This window comes from uncultured Aquimarina sp., assembly GCF_947496855.1.
In the GTDB taxonomy this organism is placed as follows: domain Bacteria; phylum Bacteroidota; class Bacteroidia; order Flavobacteriales; family Flavobacteriaceae; genus Aquimarina.
In genome coordinates this window covers 485,463-502,843 of record NZ_CANMED010000002.1, presented here as the reverse complement: position 1 = coordinate 502,843, position 17,381 = coordinate 485,463, and the positions used below count along the sequence as shown (strand labels likewise).

The 17,381-nt window shown below is 33.0% G+C and carries 15 protein-coding genes and 1 riboswitch; of the genes, 13 read left to right on the top strand and 2 right to left on the bottom strand.

The window, feature by feature from the left end:
* Positions 1 to 20 precede the first annotated feature (20 nt).
* The 10 genes from Q0921_RS08150 (at position 21) to Q0921_RS08105 (ending at position 11,768) form a co-directional block, all read left to right on the top strand.
* On the top strand, positions 21 to 623 hold the full coding sequence (locus Q0921_RS08150; RefSeq protein WP_299255801.1) for a bifunctional precorrin-2 dehydrogenase/sirohydrochlorin ferrochelatase: 603 nt from the start codon (positions 21 to 23) through the stop codon (positions 621 to 623).
* Positions 610 to 1,665 (top strand): NAD(P)/FAD-dependent oxidoreductase, encoded by a 1,056-nt coding sequence (locus Q0921_RS08145; RefSeq protein ID WP_299255799.1) that lies wholly within the window; start codon positions 610 to 612, stop codon positions 1,663 to 1,665. Before Q0921_RS08150 ends, Q0921_RS08145 begins: the two co-directional genes overlap by 14 nt.
* Before the next feature lie 86 nt (positions 1,666 to 1,751).
* A complete protein-coding gene (locus tag Q0921_RS08140) occupies positions 1,752 to 2,072 on the top strand; it encodes a 2Fe-2S iron-sulfur cluster-binding protein (RefSeq protein WP_299255797.1) in 321 nt (106 codons plus the stop codon).
* A gap of 93 nt (positions 2,073 to 2,165) precedes the next feature.
* Positions 2,166 to 2,272: riboswitch (SAM riboswitch) on the top strand.
* A 187-nt stretch (positions 2,273 to 2,459) separates the two neighbouring features.
* Entirely contained in the window at positions 2,460 to 3,461 is a 1,002-nt protein-coding gene (locus Q0921_RS08135; RefSeq protein ID WP_299255795.1) for a homocysteine S-methyltransferase family protein, read from the top strand.
* Between the two features lie 3 nt (positions 3,462 to 3,464).
* Complete coding sequence (gene metH, locus Q0921_RS08130) at positions 3,465 to 6,218, top strand: methionine synthase (protein ID WP_299255793.1); 2,754 nt, start codon at positions 3,465 to 3,467, stop codon at positions 6,216 to 6,218.
* Between the two features lie 114 nt (positions 6,219 to 6,332).
* Positions 6,333 to 7,286: a methylenetetrahydrofolate reductase [NAD(P)H] gene (gene metF / locus Q0921_RS08125; RefSeq protein ID WP_299255791.1), complete on the top strand. Its 954-nt coding sequence runs from the start codon at positions 6,333 to 6,335 to the stop codon at positions 7,284 to 7,286.
* A gap of 46 nt (positions 7,287 to 7,332) precedes the next feature.
* Positions 7,333 to 8,427: an acyloxyacyl hydrolase gene (locus tag Q0921_RS08120; protein ID WP_299255789.1), complete on the top strand. Its 1,095-nt coding sequence runs from the start codon at positions 7,333 to 7,335 to the stop codon at positions 8,425 to 8,427.
* A 5-nt stretch (positions 8,428 to 8,432) separates the two neighbouring features.
* Positions 8,433 to 9,173: a head GIN domain-containing protein gene (locus tag Q0921_RS08115; RefSeq protein ID WP_299255787.1), complete on the top strand. Its 741-nt coding sequence runs from the start codon at positions 8,433 to 8,435 to the stop codon at positions 9,171 to 9,173.
* 284 nt (positions 9,174 to 9,457) lie between these two features.
* Positions 9,458 to 11,377, top strand: a complete 1,920-nt coding sequence (locus Q0921_RS08110) for a PAS domain-containing protein (RefSeq protein WP_299255785.1) — start codon at positions 9,458 to 9,460, stop codon at positions 11,375 to 11,377.
* Positions 11,364 to 11,768: a response regulator gene (locus Q0921_RS08105; RefSeq protein WP_299255782.1), complete on the top strand. Its 405-nt coding sequence runs from the start codon at positions 11,364 to 11,366 to the stop codon at positions 11,766 to 11,768. Before Q0921_RS08110 ends, Q0921_RS08105 begins: the two co-directional genes overlap by 14 nt.
* Positions 11,769 to 11,784: 16 nt before the next feature.
* Here Q0921_RS08105 and gldA read toward each other — a convergent pair whose 3' ends face one another.
* Positions 11,785 to 12,678 carry a gliding motility-associated ABC transporter ATP-binding subunit GldA gene (gene gldA, locus Q0921_RS08100; RefSeq protein WP_299255780.1) on the bottom strand — a complete coding sequence of 298 codons (894 nt, stop codon included), beginning with the start codon at positions 12,676 to 12,678 and terminating at the stop codon, positions 11,785 to 11,787.
* Between the two features lie 318 nt (positions 12,679 to 12,996).
* On the opposite strand from gldA, the gene Q0921_RS08095 reads away from it, so the two are divergent.
* Positions 12,997 to 14,310: a glycoside hydrolase family 1 protein gene (locus tag Q0921_RS08095; RefSeq protein ID WP_299255778.1), complete on the top strand. Its 1,314-nt coding sequence runs from the start codon at positions 12,997 to 12,999 to the stop codon at positions 14,308 to 14,310.
* Here the strand turns inward: Q0921_RS08095 and Q0921_RS08090 are convergent.
* Positions 14,307 to 14,768: an Lrp/AsnC family transcriptional regulator gene (locus tag Q0921_RS08090; RefSeq protein ID WP_299255776.1), complete on the bottom strand. Its 462-nt coding sequence runs from the start codon at positions 14,766 to 14,768 to the stop codon at positions 14,307 to 14,309. The two genes, Q0921_RS08095 and Q0921_RS08090, sit on opposite strands and share 4 nt — an antisense overlap.
* A 181-nt stretch (positions 14,769 to 14,949) precedes the next feature.
* Between Q0921_RS08090 and Q0921_RS08085 the strand changes: the two genes are divergently transcribed.
* Complete coding sequence (locus Q0921_RS08085; RefSeq protein ID WP_367183330.1) at positions 14,950 to 15,930, top strand: NAD-dependent epimerase/dehydratase family protein; 981 nt, start codon at positions 14,950 to 14,952, stop codon at positions 15,928 to 15,930.
* Between the two features lie 49 nt (positions 15,931 to 15,979).
* A complete protein-coding gene (gene kbl, locus Q0921_RS08080) occupies positions 15,980 to 17,167 on the top strand; it encodes a glycine C-acetyltransferase (protein WP_299255774.1) in 1,188 nt (395 codons plus the stop codon).
* The last annotated feature ends 214 nt before the right edge of the window (positions 17,168 to 17,381 follow it).

Sequence of the window (17,381 nt, the reverse complement as noted above, 5' to 3'; positions counted from 1 at the left end):
AGTTCAGGATAGCTATAAAGATGAAAGAAAGAAATAATTTATATCCAGTTTTTCTGAAAGTTAAAAACCTTGAAATCCTCATCGTAGGAGGAGGAAATGTAGCCGAAGAAAAGCTAACGTTCTTATTAAAATCTAGTCCCGATGCCAATGTAACAATGGTTTCTCCTATGTACAGAGAAGATACAATTACTTTAGCTAATAAGTTTGGGATAAAAATGATTAAAAAGAAATATCACAGACGTTTTCTAAAACAGAAACATATTGTGATTGCTACTACAGATGTTCCTAAGGTTAATGTACAAGTGTATAAAGACTGCAGAAAAAGAAGTAAATTGGTAAATGTAGCAGATAATCCACCGTATTGTGATTTTTATATGGGTGGTATTGTAACCAAAGGTAATGTAAAAGTGGCAATTTCAACTAACGGAAAGTCACCTACAACAGCCAAGCGATTACGTCAATTTTTCGAAGAAGTAATTCCAGAAAATATTGATGATTTAGTCAAAAATTTGAATGAATACAGAAAAACAATAAAAGGTGATTTCGAGGAAAAAGTGGAGACACTTAATGAATTTACCAAAGGATTAATAGGAAAAAAAGAAGTTGAACATGATCAAGACTGACATTCTAATCATAGGAGCTGGACCAACAGGTTTATTTACTGTTTTCGAAGCTGGATTACTAAAATTAAAAACACATCTTATTGATGCATTACCGCAACCGGGTGGTCAATGCTCTGAGATATATCCTAAAAAGCCAATATATGATATCCCTGGATTTCCTGAGATTCTTGCAGGAGATTTAGTAAATAATTTAATGGAGCAAATAAAACCTTTTGAACCAGGTTTTACATTAGGAGATCGAGCAGAAACTATTGAAAAACTGGAAGACGGAACTTTTGTTGTTACTACATTACGAGGTGTTAAACATAATGCACCTGTGGTTGCTATAGCTGGTGGATTGGGTTCTTTTGAACCTCGTAAACCTCCTATTCCTAATATTACAGATTTTGAAGATAAAGGAGTAGCTTATATTATTAGAGATCCCGAAGTGTATCGAGATAAGAGAGTTGTGATAGCTGGAGGAGGAGATTCTGCCTTAGATTGGACCATTTTCTTAGCAGAGGTTGCGAGTGAAGTTACCTTGGTACATAGAAGAAATGAATTTCGTGGAGCGTTGGATTCTGTAGAAAGAGTTGCTGAGCTGACTAAATTAGGAAAGGTAAACTTGATTACTGAAGCAGAAGTAAAAGAACTTAAAGGCGATGATTACGTTACTGGTGTTGGTATCAAGCATAAAACAGAAGGTGATATTCACTTAGATACGGATTACTTTATTCCGTTATTTGGGTTGTCACCAAAGCTAGGGCCTATCGGGAATTGGGGATTAGAGATAGAAAAGAATGCTATAAAAGTAGATAACTCCTATGATTATCAAACGAATATACCTGGGATTTATGCAATAGGTGATGTGAATACTTATAAAGGCAAATTAAAATTGATTCTTTCTGGTTTCCACGAAGCAGCTATTATGTGCCAGAGTGCTTATCAAAGAATATTTCCAGATAAGAAGTATGTAATGAAATATACTACTGTTGGAGGTGTAGAAGGATTTGATGGTACTAAAAAAGAAGCCAAAAAAGAAGTTGTAAAAGCAATAATTTAAATAAAAAACATTTTGATTTTAGACCTCACAAGTTTTAGAAACCTGTGAGGTCTTTGATTATATTTGCTGATAGAAACTAATATATTATGTCAGATGTTACCATAAAGATAAAAGATAGAGAAGGAGAAATTCACGAAGTACAAGCTCCTACAGATATGGCCATGAACTTGATGGAAGTATGTAAAGCATATGAGCTTCCAGTAGAGGGAACTTGCGGAGGTATGGCGATGTGTGCATCTTGTCAGTGTTATGTTTTGTCGGACCATAAGCTTCCTGAAATGGGACAAGATGAAGATCTCATGCTAGCCGAAGCTTTTTATGTGGAGGACAATAGTCGATTGGGTTGTCAAATTCCAATAACAACAGAGTTAGATGGCTTAGAGGTTGAATTGGCTCCTGAATCTTAAAAAAACAGAATAAACTTGCAAAACAAAAGACTATACCTTTAATTTGTAAGCAGAATAGCAGTGAAAACTGTTTAGTTCATAAATTTATTTAAAACGTTATCAAGAAAGGTGGAGGGATTAGACCCTATGATACCTTAGCAACCCTTTATCTGTTAAAGAAGGTGCTACATTCTATTCACATTAAGTGAAATAGATAACAATGACTCATAGCTTAAGGCTATTTTCCATTAATTTCTTGATATTTTTTTTAAATTCCTTTTATAGAGGAAACTTAATGTTGTTTGATAATGTTACACTAGACTTGTCTTGTTAGTAGAAAGACTTGTTTTAAGTGTTTTTATTATTGACTAAAATAGGCCTAAATAAACTCAGCCTAAAAATGGGTAAATGAAAGATATAAAAAAAATACTTGAAGAAAGAATTCTTGTCCTTGATGGGGCAATGGGGACAATGCTGCAACGGCACAAATTTACAGAAGAAGATTTTAGGGGAGAACGATTTAAAGACTGGCCTGTTTCTGTCCAAGGTAATAATGACTTATTGAGTATTACTCAGCCTGAAGCGATCAAAGAAGTACATCGATTATACTATGAAGCTGGAGCAGATATTGTAGAAACCAATACATTTTCGGGAACTACAATTGCCATGGCAGACTATGAAATGGAAGAGTTGGTCTATGAGTTAAATTTTCAATCAGCAAAAATAGCAAAAGAAATTGCCGATGAATTAACAGCCAAAGAGCCTCATAAACCACGTTTTGTAGCTGGATCAATCGGTCCAACAAATAGAACAGCTAGTATGTCTCCTGATGTAAACGATCCTGGATTTAGAGCGGTCACTTTTGATGAACTAAGGATTGCCTATAAACTACAGGTGGAAGCGTTATTAGATGGAGGATCAGATATCCTCTTAGTTGAAACTATTTTTGATACATTAAATGCAAAAGCTGCACTTTTCGCTATAGAAGAGGTGAAAGATGAAAGGAATATAGAGGTGCCAATTATGATTAGTGGAACTATCACAGATGCAAGTGGTCGTACATTATCTGGGCAAACTGCGGAAGCTTTTTTGATTTCTGTATCACATATTCCGATGTTGTCAGTAGGCTTTAATTGTGCTTTGGGAGCTAGTCAATTAACTCCACATCTCGAAGTTTTAGCTCAAAAAGCAAATTTCGGAATTTCTGCACATCCTAATGCAGGATTACCAAATGCATTTGGTGAGTATGATGAAACTCCAGAGCAAATGGCAAGTCAGATTAAAGAATATATGGATAAAAATCTGATCAATATTATTGGAGGATGTTGTGGAACGACACCAGAACATATAAAGGCAATTGCAGATTTAGCCAAGAATTATAAACCAAGATCAGTAGAAGTTGTAGTATAGATTATGAGTACAGAGCAAAAGAGAAAGTATTTAAAACTATCTGGACTGGAACCTATGATTGTTTCAGCGGAAACTAACTTTATTAATGTTGGAGAACGTACTAATGTAGCAGGGTCCCGAAAGTTTCTTCGTTTGATAAAAGAAGAAAAATTTGATGAAGCCTTAGATATTGCAAGACATCAGGTAGAAGGTGGAGCACAGGTGATTGATATCAATATGGATGATGGTCTGATTGATGGTAAAGAAGCTATGGTAAGATTTCTTAATCTTATTATGTCAGAACCCGATATTGCCAGAGTACCAATAATGATTGATAGCTCTAAATGGGAGATTATCGAAGCTGGATTACAAGTAGTTCAGGGTAAATGTGTAGTGAATTCTATTAGTCTAAAAGAAGGAGAGAAAGAGTTTATTGCTCACGCTAAGAAGATTAAAAGGTATGGAGCAGCTGTAATTATTATGGCTTTCGATGAGGTTGGTCAGGCTGATAATTATGATCGTCGTATAGAAATTTCTAAGAGGTCTTATGATATTCTTGTAAATCAGGTAAATTTTCCTCCAGAGGATATCATATTTGATTTAAATATATTTCCTGTTGCAACAGGAATGGATGAGCATAGAAAAAATGCTATTGATTTTATAGAAGCCACAAGATGGGTTCGAGAGAATCTTCCACACTGTAGTGTTAGTGGAGGGGTGAGTAATGTGTCTTTCTCATTTAGAGGAAATGACCGTGTTCGAGAAGCCATGCATTCGGTGTTCTTGTATCATGCTATCAAAGCAGGTATGAATATGGGAATTGTAAATCCAGCTATGTTGGAAATTTATGATGATATTCCTAAAGAACTGCTTGATCACGTAGAAGATGTCATCTTAGATAGAAGAGAAGATGCTACAGAAAGATTATTGGATCTAGCGGAGTCTGTAAAAGGAACTAGTAAAGAACGGGTTATTGATCTGTCTTGGAGAGAAGAATCTTTGCAGAATCGTATCACTAGAGCTTTAGTTAAAGGAATTGATCAATATATTGTAGAAGATGTAGAAGAAGCCAGGCAACAAGCCGATAAGCCTATAGAAGTTATCGAAGGAAATTTGATGACTGGAATGAATGTAGTTGGAGATTTATTTGGATCTGGAAAAATGTTTTTACCGCAAGTAGTAAAATCAGCCAGAGTGATGAAAAAAGCGGTAGCATACTTACTTCCATATATTGAAGAAGAGAAAAAGAAAAATGCCCTTGCTGGAGTAAAGCAAGAAGGAAACGGCTCCAATGGTCGTATTCTGATGGCTACTGTAAAAGGTGATGTTCATGACATAGGTAAAAATATTGTTTCTGTAGTGTTAGGATGTAATAATTATGAAATTGTGGATTTAGGAGTAATGGTTCCGCCAGAAAAGATTATACAAACTGCTATTGATGAACAAGTAGATATCATTGGATTGAGTGGTTTAATTACACCGTCACTTGATGAAATGGTATTTTTAGCTAAAGAAATGGAGCGTAGAAATTTTAAAGTTCCTTTATTGATTGGAGGTGCTACTACATCAAAAGCACATACGGCAGTTAAAATTGATCCGCAATATAAGAATGCGGTGGTTCACGTGAATGATGCTTCCAGAGCGGTTACAGTGGTTGGAGATTTACTTAATAAAAGAAGCAATCAAAAATACGTTGGAGACCTCAAAGAGGATTATGAAAAATTTAGAGAAAGTTTCCTTAAAAGAACGAAACAAAAAGAATATTTAACGATTGAAGAGGCTCGTAAAAATAAATATTTAATTGATTGGGGTTCTTCAGAAATAGTAAAACCAAATAAATTAGGAATTCAGGTTATTGAAGATCTTGATTTAAAAAAATTAGAACCTTTTATTGATTGGACACCATTTTTTAGATCTTGGGATTTACATGGTAAATATCCTTCGATATTGACTGATGAGGTAGTTGGTGAACAGGCTACTTCATTATTTAATGATGCACAAGAATTATTACAAAAAGTATTTAATGAAAAATTATTAGGCGCTAAAGCAGTTTATGGTTTGTTTGAAGCTAATACTGTGGATCATGATGATATTGAAGTGAGTTATAGTCACGCTGAGCCCTTTGATGATGATAATGACAGGATAAGTCGAAGTGCAGATAATGGAAACTTCAAGTTTAGAACGCTTAGGCAACAGCTAAAGAAATATGCGAGTAAGCCAAATTTTGCATTATCAGATTTTATCGCACCAAAAGAATCCGGTATACAAGATTATATAGGATGTTTTTGTGTTTCCACTGGTTTTGGAACTAAAGAATTAGCAGAAGCTTTTGAAGTAGATCTTGATGATTATAATTCAATTATGATTAAAGCATTGGCGGATCGCTTAGCAGAAGCATTTGCAGAGTATCTACATAAGAAAATTCGTAAAGAAGATTGGGGCTATGCGACGAAAGAACAGCTCTCAAATGATGAATTGATTAAAGAATCCTATAAAGGAATAAGACCAGCGCCAGGATACCCAGCCTGTCCGGATCATTTGGAAAAATTGACTATTTGGGAATTGCTAAAGGTTAAAGATAAAATAGGAGTAGAACTTACTGAAGGATTAGCGATGTGGCCTGCAGCTTCCGTATCAGGTTATTATTTCGCAAATCCTGAAGCAAGATATTTTGGATTAGGAAAAATAAAAGAAGATCAAGTAAAAGATTTTTCGGAGCGAAAGAATATAGATTTGGAATATGCAAAGAAGTGGTTGAATCCGAACATACAGGATTAAATTAAATAGAGATGATGATATTGAAGGTTTGAATACCCCGTAATGAATTGTATGAGGGATAGAACTGCGATCACTATAAAATAATAAGAATACCAACTAAGAATTATAAACTAAATGAAGGTTACAGATCATATAAAAAAAGCAAAAGGAAAAACATTATTTTCTTTTGAATTAATACCGCCACAGAAAGGGAGAAGCATACAGGAACTTTATGATAATATTGATCCATTAATGGAATTTAATCCTCCTTTTATTGATGTGACTACTTCAAGAGAAGAATTTATTTATATCGATCGAGAAGGCTTATTAGATAAAAAGTTAACTCGTATGCGTCCAGGGACTGTTGGAATCTGTGCATCAATAACTCATAAATATAATGTAGATACTATTCCGCATGTGCTTTGTGGTGGTTTTACAAAAGAAGAAACTGAGTATTTGCTGGTGGATTGTCATTATTTGGGGATTGATAATGTGATGGCTTTACGTGGGGATGCTATGAAGGAAGAAAAGTATTTTAACCCAACAAAAGGAGGACATTGTTATGCCAATGAATTGGTGGAACAAATCGTAAATATGAATGACGGACGATTTCTGCATGAAGTAATTGAAAGTGATAATCAATCTGATTTTTGCATAGGAGTAGCAGGATATCCAGAGAAACATATGGAAGCTCCATCCGTGGATTCTGATATTAGAAGATTAAAAGATAAAGTGGATGCAGGTGCGGATTATGTAGTAACACAAATGTTTTTTGATAATAAAAGATATTTTGCTTTTGTAGAAAAAGCCAGAGAAGCAGGAATTAATGTTCCTATAATCCCAGGGATCAAACCAGTCGCAGTAGCAAGACATTTACAACTACTACCACAAGTTTTTAAATTGGATATGCCAGATGAATTAGTAAGAGCAGTAGAAAATTGTAAAACAAATAAAGAAATTAGAGAAGTAGGAATTGAATTCGCTATACAACAATCCAAGGAGTTGATGGAATATGGAGTGCCAGTGTTACATTACTATTCTATGGGGAAATCCGATAATATCAGAAAAATAGCTGCAGAAGTATTCTAAAGTTAAGCTTAGGTTTTTTTGAAAAGGTATTGCTACATTTGCCAGAATGAAAAAAAGCATTTGTTTATTATTTATACTTCTAGGGTATTCTATACATTCCCAAGAGGATAAGAAGTATTATAGTTTTGATGTTAGTAACTTCTACGGAACTATTCTAAAGCATAATCCTGATATATCACATTTGATTACAGGACATCCATCAGGAGTTATTCTTTCTGTAAATCGAAAAACTTTTGGAAATAAGGAATGGCAACGATTGTATAATTCTCCAGATTATGGTGTATCGTTTATCTATCAAAATATGGATAATGAGTTTTTAGGTGAAAATTATGGGCTTTATGCGCATTATAATTTTTATTTCTTCAAACGTGTTTTGATGCTACGACTAGGTCAAGGGTTAGGGTATACAACAAATCCTTACGATGAGGATAATAACTTTAGAAATGTAGCCTATGGTTCTCATTTTATGAGTTCTACTTTTGCTATGTTAAATCTAAAAAGAGAAAATATAATAGGTGGACTTGGCCTACAAACAGGATTAGGAGTTATTCATTATTCTAATGCGAATTTTAAAGCACCCAATAAAAGCACGAATACCTTTGTTTTTAATATTGGTCTTAATTATTTATTGGATGATGAACATCCAGAATATGTTGAAAAGGAAAAAGGAGAAGTTAGAGGATCACAATCTATAGGTTATGGATTTATTTTTCGTGGAGGAGTTAACGAGAGTGATGTTGTGGGGGCTGGCCAATATCCGTTTTATACGATAGCAGCTTTTGCAGATAAACGATTAAATAAAAAAAGCAGCATTCAGTTAGGAGCAGAATTATTTTTTTCTGAAGCTCTGGAAAGGTTTATAGATTTTAGATCTACAGGTGATTTTAGAGATGGAACTACAGGTGATGAAGATTCAAAGAGAGTTGGAGTGTTTTTAGGACACGAATTAAGGATTAATAAATTATCAATACTTACTCAGTTAGGTTATTATGTCTATTATCCCTATGATTTTGAGGGACAGGTATATAATCGTTTCGGAGCACGATATTATTTCAATAAAAATATATTCGGATCAATTACAGTTAGGTCTCATGCGGCTAAGGCTGAAGCCGTAGAGTTTTCACTTGGATACAGATTATGAAAAGAATGACCCTTATAGTATTAATGTTTTTGGTAATCGCTTGCGATACGGAAAATGCTTTAGACTGTTTTCAAAGAACAGGTGATATTGTTCGTAAAGAGGTTGAAGTTTCTGATTTTAGTAGGATTCTAGTACTTCCTAATATTGAATTAATAATAAAAGAAGGAGAGACTACTTCTGTTATTATAGAAACAGGTGACAACTTGTTAGATGAAGTGTCGGCAGTTGTAGAAGGAGATCGTTTGATATTAGAAAACACAAATGATTGTAATTTTGTAAGAGATTTTAATCAGACAAAGATATATATAACCGCCCCCAATATAACGCAAATACGAAGTGCTACGCAATATGACATTTCATCAGATGGAGTATTGTCATACCCATTATTGAGTTTAGTTTCTGAAGATTTTATTGAAGATAATGGAGGGAATACCACAGGAACCTTTACTATGCAAGTCGGCAATGAAAAATTAACTGTTGTTGGTAATAATATAGCTTCATTTTTTCTTAGCGGTACTACCAATAGTTTAACCATTACAATAGCTTCTGGTACTGGAAGATTTGAAGGAGCTGATTTAATCGCCGAAAATGTAAAGATAAAACACCGAGGTACCAACAAAGTTATTGTAAATCCACTGCAATCTATTAAAGGAGAAATATTAAGTACTGGAGACGTTATTTCTGCAAATAGACCTTCAATAATAGAGGTTGAAGAGTTTTTTACCGGTAGATTGATATTTCAATAAATTATATTTCTGTTTAAAAAGGGAATATTCTCTTTTTTTTTGTGAAACTTTTTTTGTTCTATCTCCGTGAATAGGGTTCTCTTAACTTTATGTTTAAAAGGAGTTCTGTGTTATTTTTTGTTTCAATTAGTATGTTTTTTTTTAGATTTTTTATGGGAAATTTTTACATTAATACCGTAAAAATATTGTGTCTTTTTTATTGAGTAATGTGGTTAATAATTCATAAATTTAAGTAACCCTTCTAATAGAAATACCCCTTCTCTTATAATAAAATGAATACGACAATGAAACTAAAAAAATATATAGATCCAGTTTTGGATAGTAGGGAACATTATTTAAAGAAAGAATTATACGGTCTAGTCAAAAAGGATAGTTCAATATTCGATTTTTTACAATTAGGGGCGTTAGATGGATTGTGGTTTTGGGACCTATTAGATCCAGAAAATGTATGGATGAACTCAAGTTATTGGACAACATTTGGATATGATCCTAAAAAGATGCCGCATAAAGTAGATTCTTGGCAGGATATTGTATTTAAAGAAGACTTAAAAAATGTATATGCTAATTTTGCAAGTCACGCAGAAGATCCTACTTATCCCTATGATCAAATAGTTAGATTTAGACACAAATTAGGTCATACCGTGTGGGTTCGATGCAGAGGGATGATGTTAAGAGATAAAGATGGGAAGCCTATTAAAATGTTAGGAGCGCATACTGATATTACTGATATTAAAATAAGAGAAGAAGAACTTAGGCTTAAGTCAGCTTTTTTTGAACATATAATCGACGGTACAGATTTGGGCACTTGGCAGTGGAATGCACAAACAGGAGAAACAATTTTTGGTGAAAGATGGGCAGGGATTATTGGATATTCTCTTTCCGAATTAGAACCAATTTCTATAGATACTTGGTTTAAATATGCACATCCTGATGATGTTAAGAAGTCTAATCTGTGTTTACAAGAACATTTTGAAGGAAAGACATCCATTTATGAATGTGAAGTCAGGATGAAACATAAAAATGGAGATTATGTCTGGGTATTGACTAAGGGTAAAGTGGTGAGTTGGTATGAAAAAGGAAATCCAGAATGGGTATTAGGATCGCATCAAGAAATAACCAAAAATAAAAAAGATTTTGAACGGAATAGACTGTTTATAGAGCAAACGCCAAGTGCAATTGCTATGTTTGATACAAACATGAACTACCTGGCAGCTTCAAAAAAATGGTTTGAGGTGTATAATATTAAAAATAAAAATATTATCGGAAAATCACATTTTGAAGTGCTACCTGAAATAGCAAAAAAATGGGAATCTAATTTCCAAAAATGTTTTGAAGGAGAAACTTTTAAGAATGAAGAAGAATGTATCGAAAGAAAGGATGGAACCGTACAATGGTTATCTTGGGAACTATGTCCTTGGTATTCTAATGAAAATAAAGTTGGAGGACTAGTAATTCATACTTCGGATATAACAGAGGTTAAAAGAAAAAAAGAGCTAAAATCACTATTAAAAATAGCTGAAGATCAGAATAGAAGATTAAAAAACTTTGCGCATATCGTTTCTCATAACCTTAAATCCCATTCAGGAAATTTCGAAATGTTATTAGACTTGTTCTTACAGGAGAATCCAGAAATAGAGGATAATGAAATTATTAAACTTTTTAAAACAGCTTCGAGTAATCTTTCTGATACTATATCTCATCTAAATGAAGTAGTCTTAATTAATACTTCTTTAGATAAAAGTTTGGTGCCAATAGGTCTAAAAGATGTTATTGACGAAGTAGTAAGAGGTGTTTCTGCTATAGCGCTAGAGTCTAAAGTAGAAATTAATAATTTAGTTAGTAATGATTTAGATGTATTGGCTGTTCCAGCTTATTTAGATAGTATACTGCTTAACTTTATAACAAACGGTATCAAGTATAGATCAAAGGAAAGAAAAAACCATATTACCCTTAGTGCTATTAAAAATAATAATTATGTAGTGTTGTCTATAGAGGATAATGGACTGGGCATCGATTTGAATAAGCACAGATCTAAATTATTTGGTATGTATAAAACATTTCACCCTAATATCGAGAATGCCAGAGGAATTGGATTGTTTATTACTAAAAATCAAGTAGAAGCAATTGGAGGTAAAATAGAAGTGACTAGTATAGTTAATAAAGGAACAACTTTTAAAATTTATATGAAGTATGAGAAGAATTGATATTGCTTGTGTTATAGATGATGATCCTATTTTTGTTTTTGGGATCAAAAAAGTTATGCAGTTAATTGACTTTTGTGAAGGAATCATGGTTTTTAAAAATGGACAAGAAGCATTAAATAATTTGAGAGCAATTATTTCTGCAAAAGAAAAGTTGCCAGATGTTATTTTATTGGATTTAAATATGCCAATATTAGATGGGTGGCAATTTCTAGACGAGTTTGTTAAAATACCTTGTGAGAAGGAAATACTTATTTATGTTGTTTCCTCATCTGTTGATCCTGAAGATGTTTTAAGGGCTAAGTCATTTGAAGGAGTTAGTGACTACATCGTAAAACCTATATCCGTAGCAAAATTAAAGGAAGTTTTATACGACTTTGAAAATGCTTTTTAATGTTAATTAAAATATGTTATTTAGTTAATTCTCTAAATAAGCTTTCTAAGTTTATATTTTTTCTCGAAAGTTGAAGAATCTTCAACTGATTATCATGTGCAAAGTCAAAAACAGCTGATCTCATATCAGTTGTAGTATCAAACGTTAGTTGATAGATAAATCCATTTATGTTTTTTACGTCTTTTATGTGATCAAATTTTGATAAAAATGCTTCTTCTACTCTGTAATCAAACTCAACTTCTATTAGTTGATCCATTTGATCAGTCATTTCATTTAAATTTTTATCAGCAACGATTTCACCTTTATCAATTATAATAACCCGATCACACATGGCTTCTACTTCTTGCATGATATGTGTGGAAAGAAAAACGGTTTTTTCCTTCCCAACGGATTTTATGAGTTCTCTAATCTCTACTAGTTGATTTGGATCAAGACCTGTAGTAGGTTCATCAAGGATCAAAACTTTTGGATCGTGAAGTAATGCACACGCTAATCCTACACGTTGGCGATACCCTTTAGATAGTTGGCTTATTTTTTTATTGGATTCTGGCGTAAGGCCAGTTAACTTAATGATTTCTTCTATTCTTGATTTCGAAGTTTTGTAAACCTGAGCGTTAAAAGATAAATATTCTCTTACATACATTTCTAAATATAAAGGGTTGTGTTCTGGAAGATAACCAACACTCCTTTGTACATCAATTGGTTGCGTGTTTATATCAAAGCCGTTTACTAACGCTTTACCCCCAGAAGGATCCAAATACGTGGTTAAGATTTTCATCATTGTTGATTTTCCGGCTCCATTAGGACCTAAAAAACCAACAATTTCTCCTTCTTTTATCTCAAAAGAAACTTCTTTCAAGGCATTTTGATCATCATATATTTTCGTAATATTTGAAACTGAAATTGACATAAATATATATTATAACTACTCGTTATGTTCAAAAGTACATAAAACGATATTTATTGTATCTATAACCAATAAAAAAATAAAAAACGGATCATAACATTATGATAATATTTAGGTAAACATATTTGGAATGTGTTTTTTTAAATTTAAAAATCAAAACCATTATTATGTTAGTTGATAAATTAAATAATAACGTAGTCCATTTTTTTACCAAGTTGATGTATAATATCCAACAGGTAATTTTCTTCATTATATTTCCAATTATCAAGAAGAGCTTGTTTAAGCATTAATATATATTCTTTCGTTGAATTCTATTTATTAATGAATAATATTGATCATCTTATTTGGGGAGTAACAACTGCAGCTGCCCAGACTGAAGGAGCTTTTGATAAAGATGGTAGAGGTCTTTCTATATGGGATTCATTTACTAAGAAATCAAAAAACATTAAGGATAGAACTAATAATCAAGTTGCAACAAATTTTTACGAACGGTATAAAGAAGATATTGATTTATCAGTTGAAATTGGGTTAAAAATTTTTCGTTTTTCTATTTCTTGGTCAAGAATTTTACCTAATGGATCAGGAGTAATCAACAAAAAAGGAATAGCATTTTATGATAAAATAATTGATTATTGTTTAGAAGTTGGCATAGAACCTTGGGTTACAACATATCACTGGGATTTGCCTCAGAGGCTGCAGGATAAAGGAGGTTGGAGAAACAGAGAAGTAATTACTGATTATGAGAATTATATTAATGTACTTAAATTTTATTTTGTCGACCGAGTAAAAAACTGGATATTGATTAATGAAGCTATCGTTTGTATAGGTGCAGGATATTTTTTGGGAATACATGCGCCTGGTAAACGAGGGGTTAAAAATTTTAGCGCTAGTATTCATCATATTCTATTGGCTCAAGCAAAAGGTTACAGGGTTTTAAAGGGTAAGAAAGAAATAAAAGTTGGAACTGCCGTTAGTTGTACTAAAATTGAATCACACTCAAATAAAAAAAAAGACCTGAATGCTGCTAAAAGAATCGACGCATTAATGAATCGTTTGTGTATAGAACCTTATATAGGTTTGGGATACCCAGAAAAAGAACTTCCTTTAGTAAAAAGAATTAAGAAATACGTGCAGCAAGGGGATATGGAAGAAATGAAAGTTGATTTTGATTTTTGGGGAATTCAAACGTACACGAGAGAGGTAGTTAAAAGTGCTTGGTATATCCCTTATTTAGGGAGTGTACTTATTAAGCCAAGTAAAAGAAAAGTTCCTGTTTCTGTTATGGGGTGGGAAACATATCCAGATGGGATACAGTATTTTTTAGAAAGATTCTCAACGTACGATTCAGAAAAACCTCTATGGCTATCAGAATGTGGAATGGCGTTATCAGAAAAAGAAGATGATACTAAACGAATAGAATATTACAAAAAGGTAATTGAGTGTATGAAAAAGATTTCCGATAAAGGAATTAATCTACAAGGAATATTACTTTGGACTCTTGTGGATAATTTTGAATGGGCGGAAGGGTTTATCCCCAAATTCGGAATAATTAGTTTGGATAAAATTACACTGAATAGAAAAATGAAAAAAACTGCGTGCTGGCTAAAAGATTACCTATCAAACCATTCAGTTTAAATGTAGAATTCTGATGAATGCTTGATTTCTTTTAAAACAAACGTACTGTTCAGGACTCCAATATTCTCAATTTTGGAAAGTTTGGTCTTTACAAAATCGTGATATTCTTCTAAGCTTCTGGTGTGAATTTTTAATATAAAATCAACTTGTCCAGCCATATGATAACATTCCTGAACTTCATCTAAATTTTGGATCTGTTCTTCGAATTTCTCGATAAAAGCCTCATTATGATATCGCATAGAAACCTGACAAATAGTAGTTATTGATCTGTCTATTAGTTTTTTATCCAGAATTGCGACATACTTTTTGATAAAACCTTGTTTTTCTAATCGCCGAACTCTTTCATAAACAGGTGATGGTGTTAAGTTAAGAATAGTGGCAATTTCTTTTGCGGTTTTTTTAGAATCCCTCTGAAGAATTCTAAGAATTGTAGTGTCAGTTTGATCTAATTGTTCCATTTGTTAGTGGTAAAAAAATTACTTCAAAATAGGTGATTGAACTTGTTTGAAAAGTAAATATAACTTGTAATATTTAGATATAAAGGAATAATTACTTAGTTTTTTCTGAAATTCGGATATAAAAGTTGCTATTAATACTTTAGTAAGTGAATAACGCTTAATGTGTGTTAAAATTTTAAGAATGAAGATGGATACAAAAGTTTTAGTAATTGGTGCAAATGGTCAATTAGGTTCCGTGTTGACTAAGGAGCTTAGGAAAAAATATACAATAGAAAATGTAGTAGCTTCAGATCTTAAAGAAAATGATAATCAAAAAGGTATATTTGAAATTATAGACGCCACGGATAGGAATAGAATTCAGGAGATTGTAGAAAGATATAACATAACTCAAATATATCATTTAGCTGCAATTTTATCAGCGAAAGGCGAAGAAACACCATTAGCTACTTGGGACATTAATATGAAAACCTTGTTTAATGTATTGGAGGTGTCTAGAAATAATAATATAGACAAAGTGTTTTTTCCAAGTTCAATTGCAGTTTTTGGTGAGGGCGCGCCTTTGGAAAACACACCAGATGATGCGTACCTTAACCCAGCGACAGTATATGGTATAAGTAAAGCTGCCGGAGAAAATTGGGCGCAATACTATTTCATGAGATATGGTTTGGATGTTAGATCTATTCGATATCCCGGAGTTGTAGGGTATCAGTCAATGCCTGGAGGAGGGACGACAGATTATGCAGTAGACATTTACCATAAAGCAGTATTGAAAGAAGAATTCAATTGTTTTTTGAAAGAAGATGCAACACTACCAATGATTTTTATGGATGATGCAATAAGAGCAACAATAGAACTGATGGAAGCCCCAAAAGAAAGTATTACAGTAAGGACTTCTTATAATATCGCTGGAATTAGTTTTTCTCCAGAAGAAGTTGTTACCGAAATTCGTAAATTATATCCTGATTTTAAAGTGAATTATAAACCAGATTTTAGACAGGAAATTGCTTCGAGATGGCCAAGTTCTATTGATGACGCTTCCGCTATAAAAGATTGGGGATGGCAACCGGAGTTTAATCTGAAAGCTATAACAGAGATAATGGTCCAAAAATTACAAGAGAAATATAAAAAAGGTATGCCAAACAAGGAGATCTTAACGTTTTAATTTTATTTTCTTGACAACTTATAAATAACAAAAAATAAAGAACACCAGTATGTTTTCAAATATAAAAGAGGATTTACAGAAAGAGCTAGATGATATTAAATCAGCAGGTTTATATAAATCCGAAAGAATAATTACAACTCCTCAAGGAGCTGAAATAGATACTACAAATACGAAACACGTATTGAATTTTTGCGCGAATAACTATCTAGGTCTTTCATCTCATCCTGATGTTATCAAAGCAGGTAAGGATGCAATTGATTCTCATGGCTATGGATTGTCTTCTGTACGTTTTATTTGTGGTACGCAAGATATTCATAAAGAATTAGAGCGTAAGACATCAGAGTTTTTAGGAATGGAAGACTGTATTCTGTATGCGGCAGCTTTTGATGCAAATGGGGGACTTTTTGAACCAATTCTTACTGCAGAAGATGCTATTATTTCAGATTCTCTAAATCACGCATCTATTATCGATGGGATTCGTTTATGTAAGGCAAAACGCTTTAGATATGAGCATAATAATATGGTAGATCTTGAAAAACAACTTCAATCTGCTAAAGGATCAAGAAGAATATTGATCGTAACGGACGGTTCCTTTTCAATGGATGGTACTATTGCTCAGTTAGACAAAATTTGTGATTTAGCCGACACATATAAAGCAATGGTAATGATAGATGAATGTCATTCTACAGGTTTTTTGGGTAAAACCGGTCGTGGAACTCATGAGTATCGCAATGTAATGGGTAGAGTAGATATTATCACAGGAACATATGGTAAAGCGCTTGGTGGGGCTTCAGGTGGATTTACAGCTGCTAAAAAAGAAATTGTCGAGATGCTAAGACAACGCTCCAGACCTTATTTGTTTTCTAATACAGTAGCTCCATCTATAGTAGGAGCATCTATTAAGGTGCTAGATTTGCTTAGTTCATCTACCGCATTTAGAGATAAATTAGAAGAAAACACTAAGTATTTCAGATCAGAGATGACCGCTGCGGGATTTGATATTGTACCGGGAGATCATCCAATCGTTCCAGTTATGCTATATGAAGCAACGCTAGCACAAGAATTTGCCGCTAAGTTATTAGACGAAGGTATTTATGTAATTGGATTCTTTTATCCAGTAGTGCCACAAGGAAAAGCAAGAATTAGAGTCCAATTATCGGCTGGACATGATCGTGAGCATCTAGAAAAAGCAGTAAAAGCATTTACTAAAGTAGGTAAGGAGCTGGGCGTAATATAATTACTAACGTTTGTTAGTGCTGTAAAACATAGAAGATTCTTATTATATCCGATTGTTTATTTAAAATATTTCATTGATTCTAATTAAAAATTTAATATTTAATGATAATAGGTCAGAATCGATGAAAAAAACGAAAATTTATTTTGTATAGTTATAGTTTTAGCTACTTTAGCAACATAATTTTGAAACAACAATGAGCAATTTGTTTACTTGG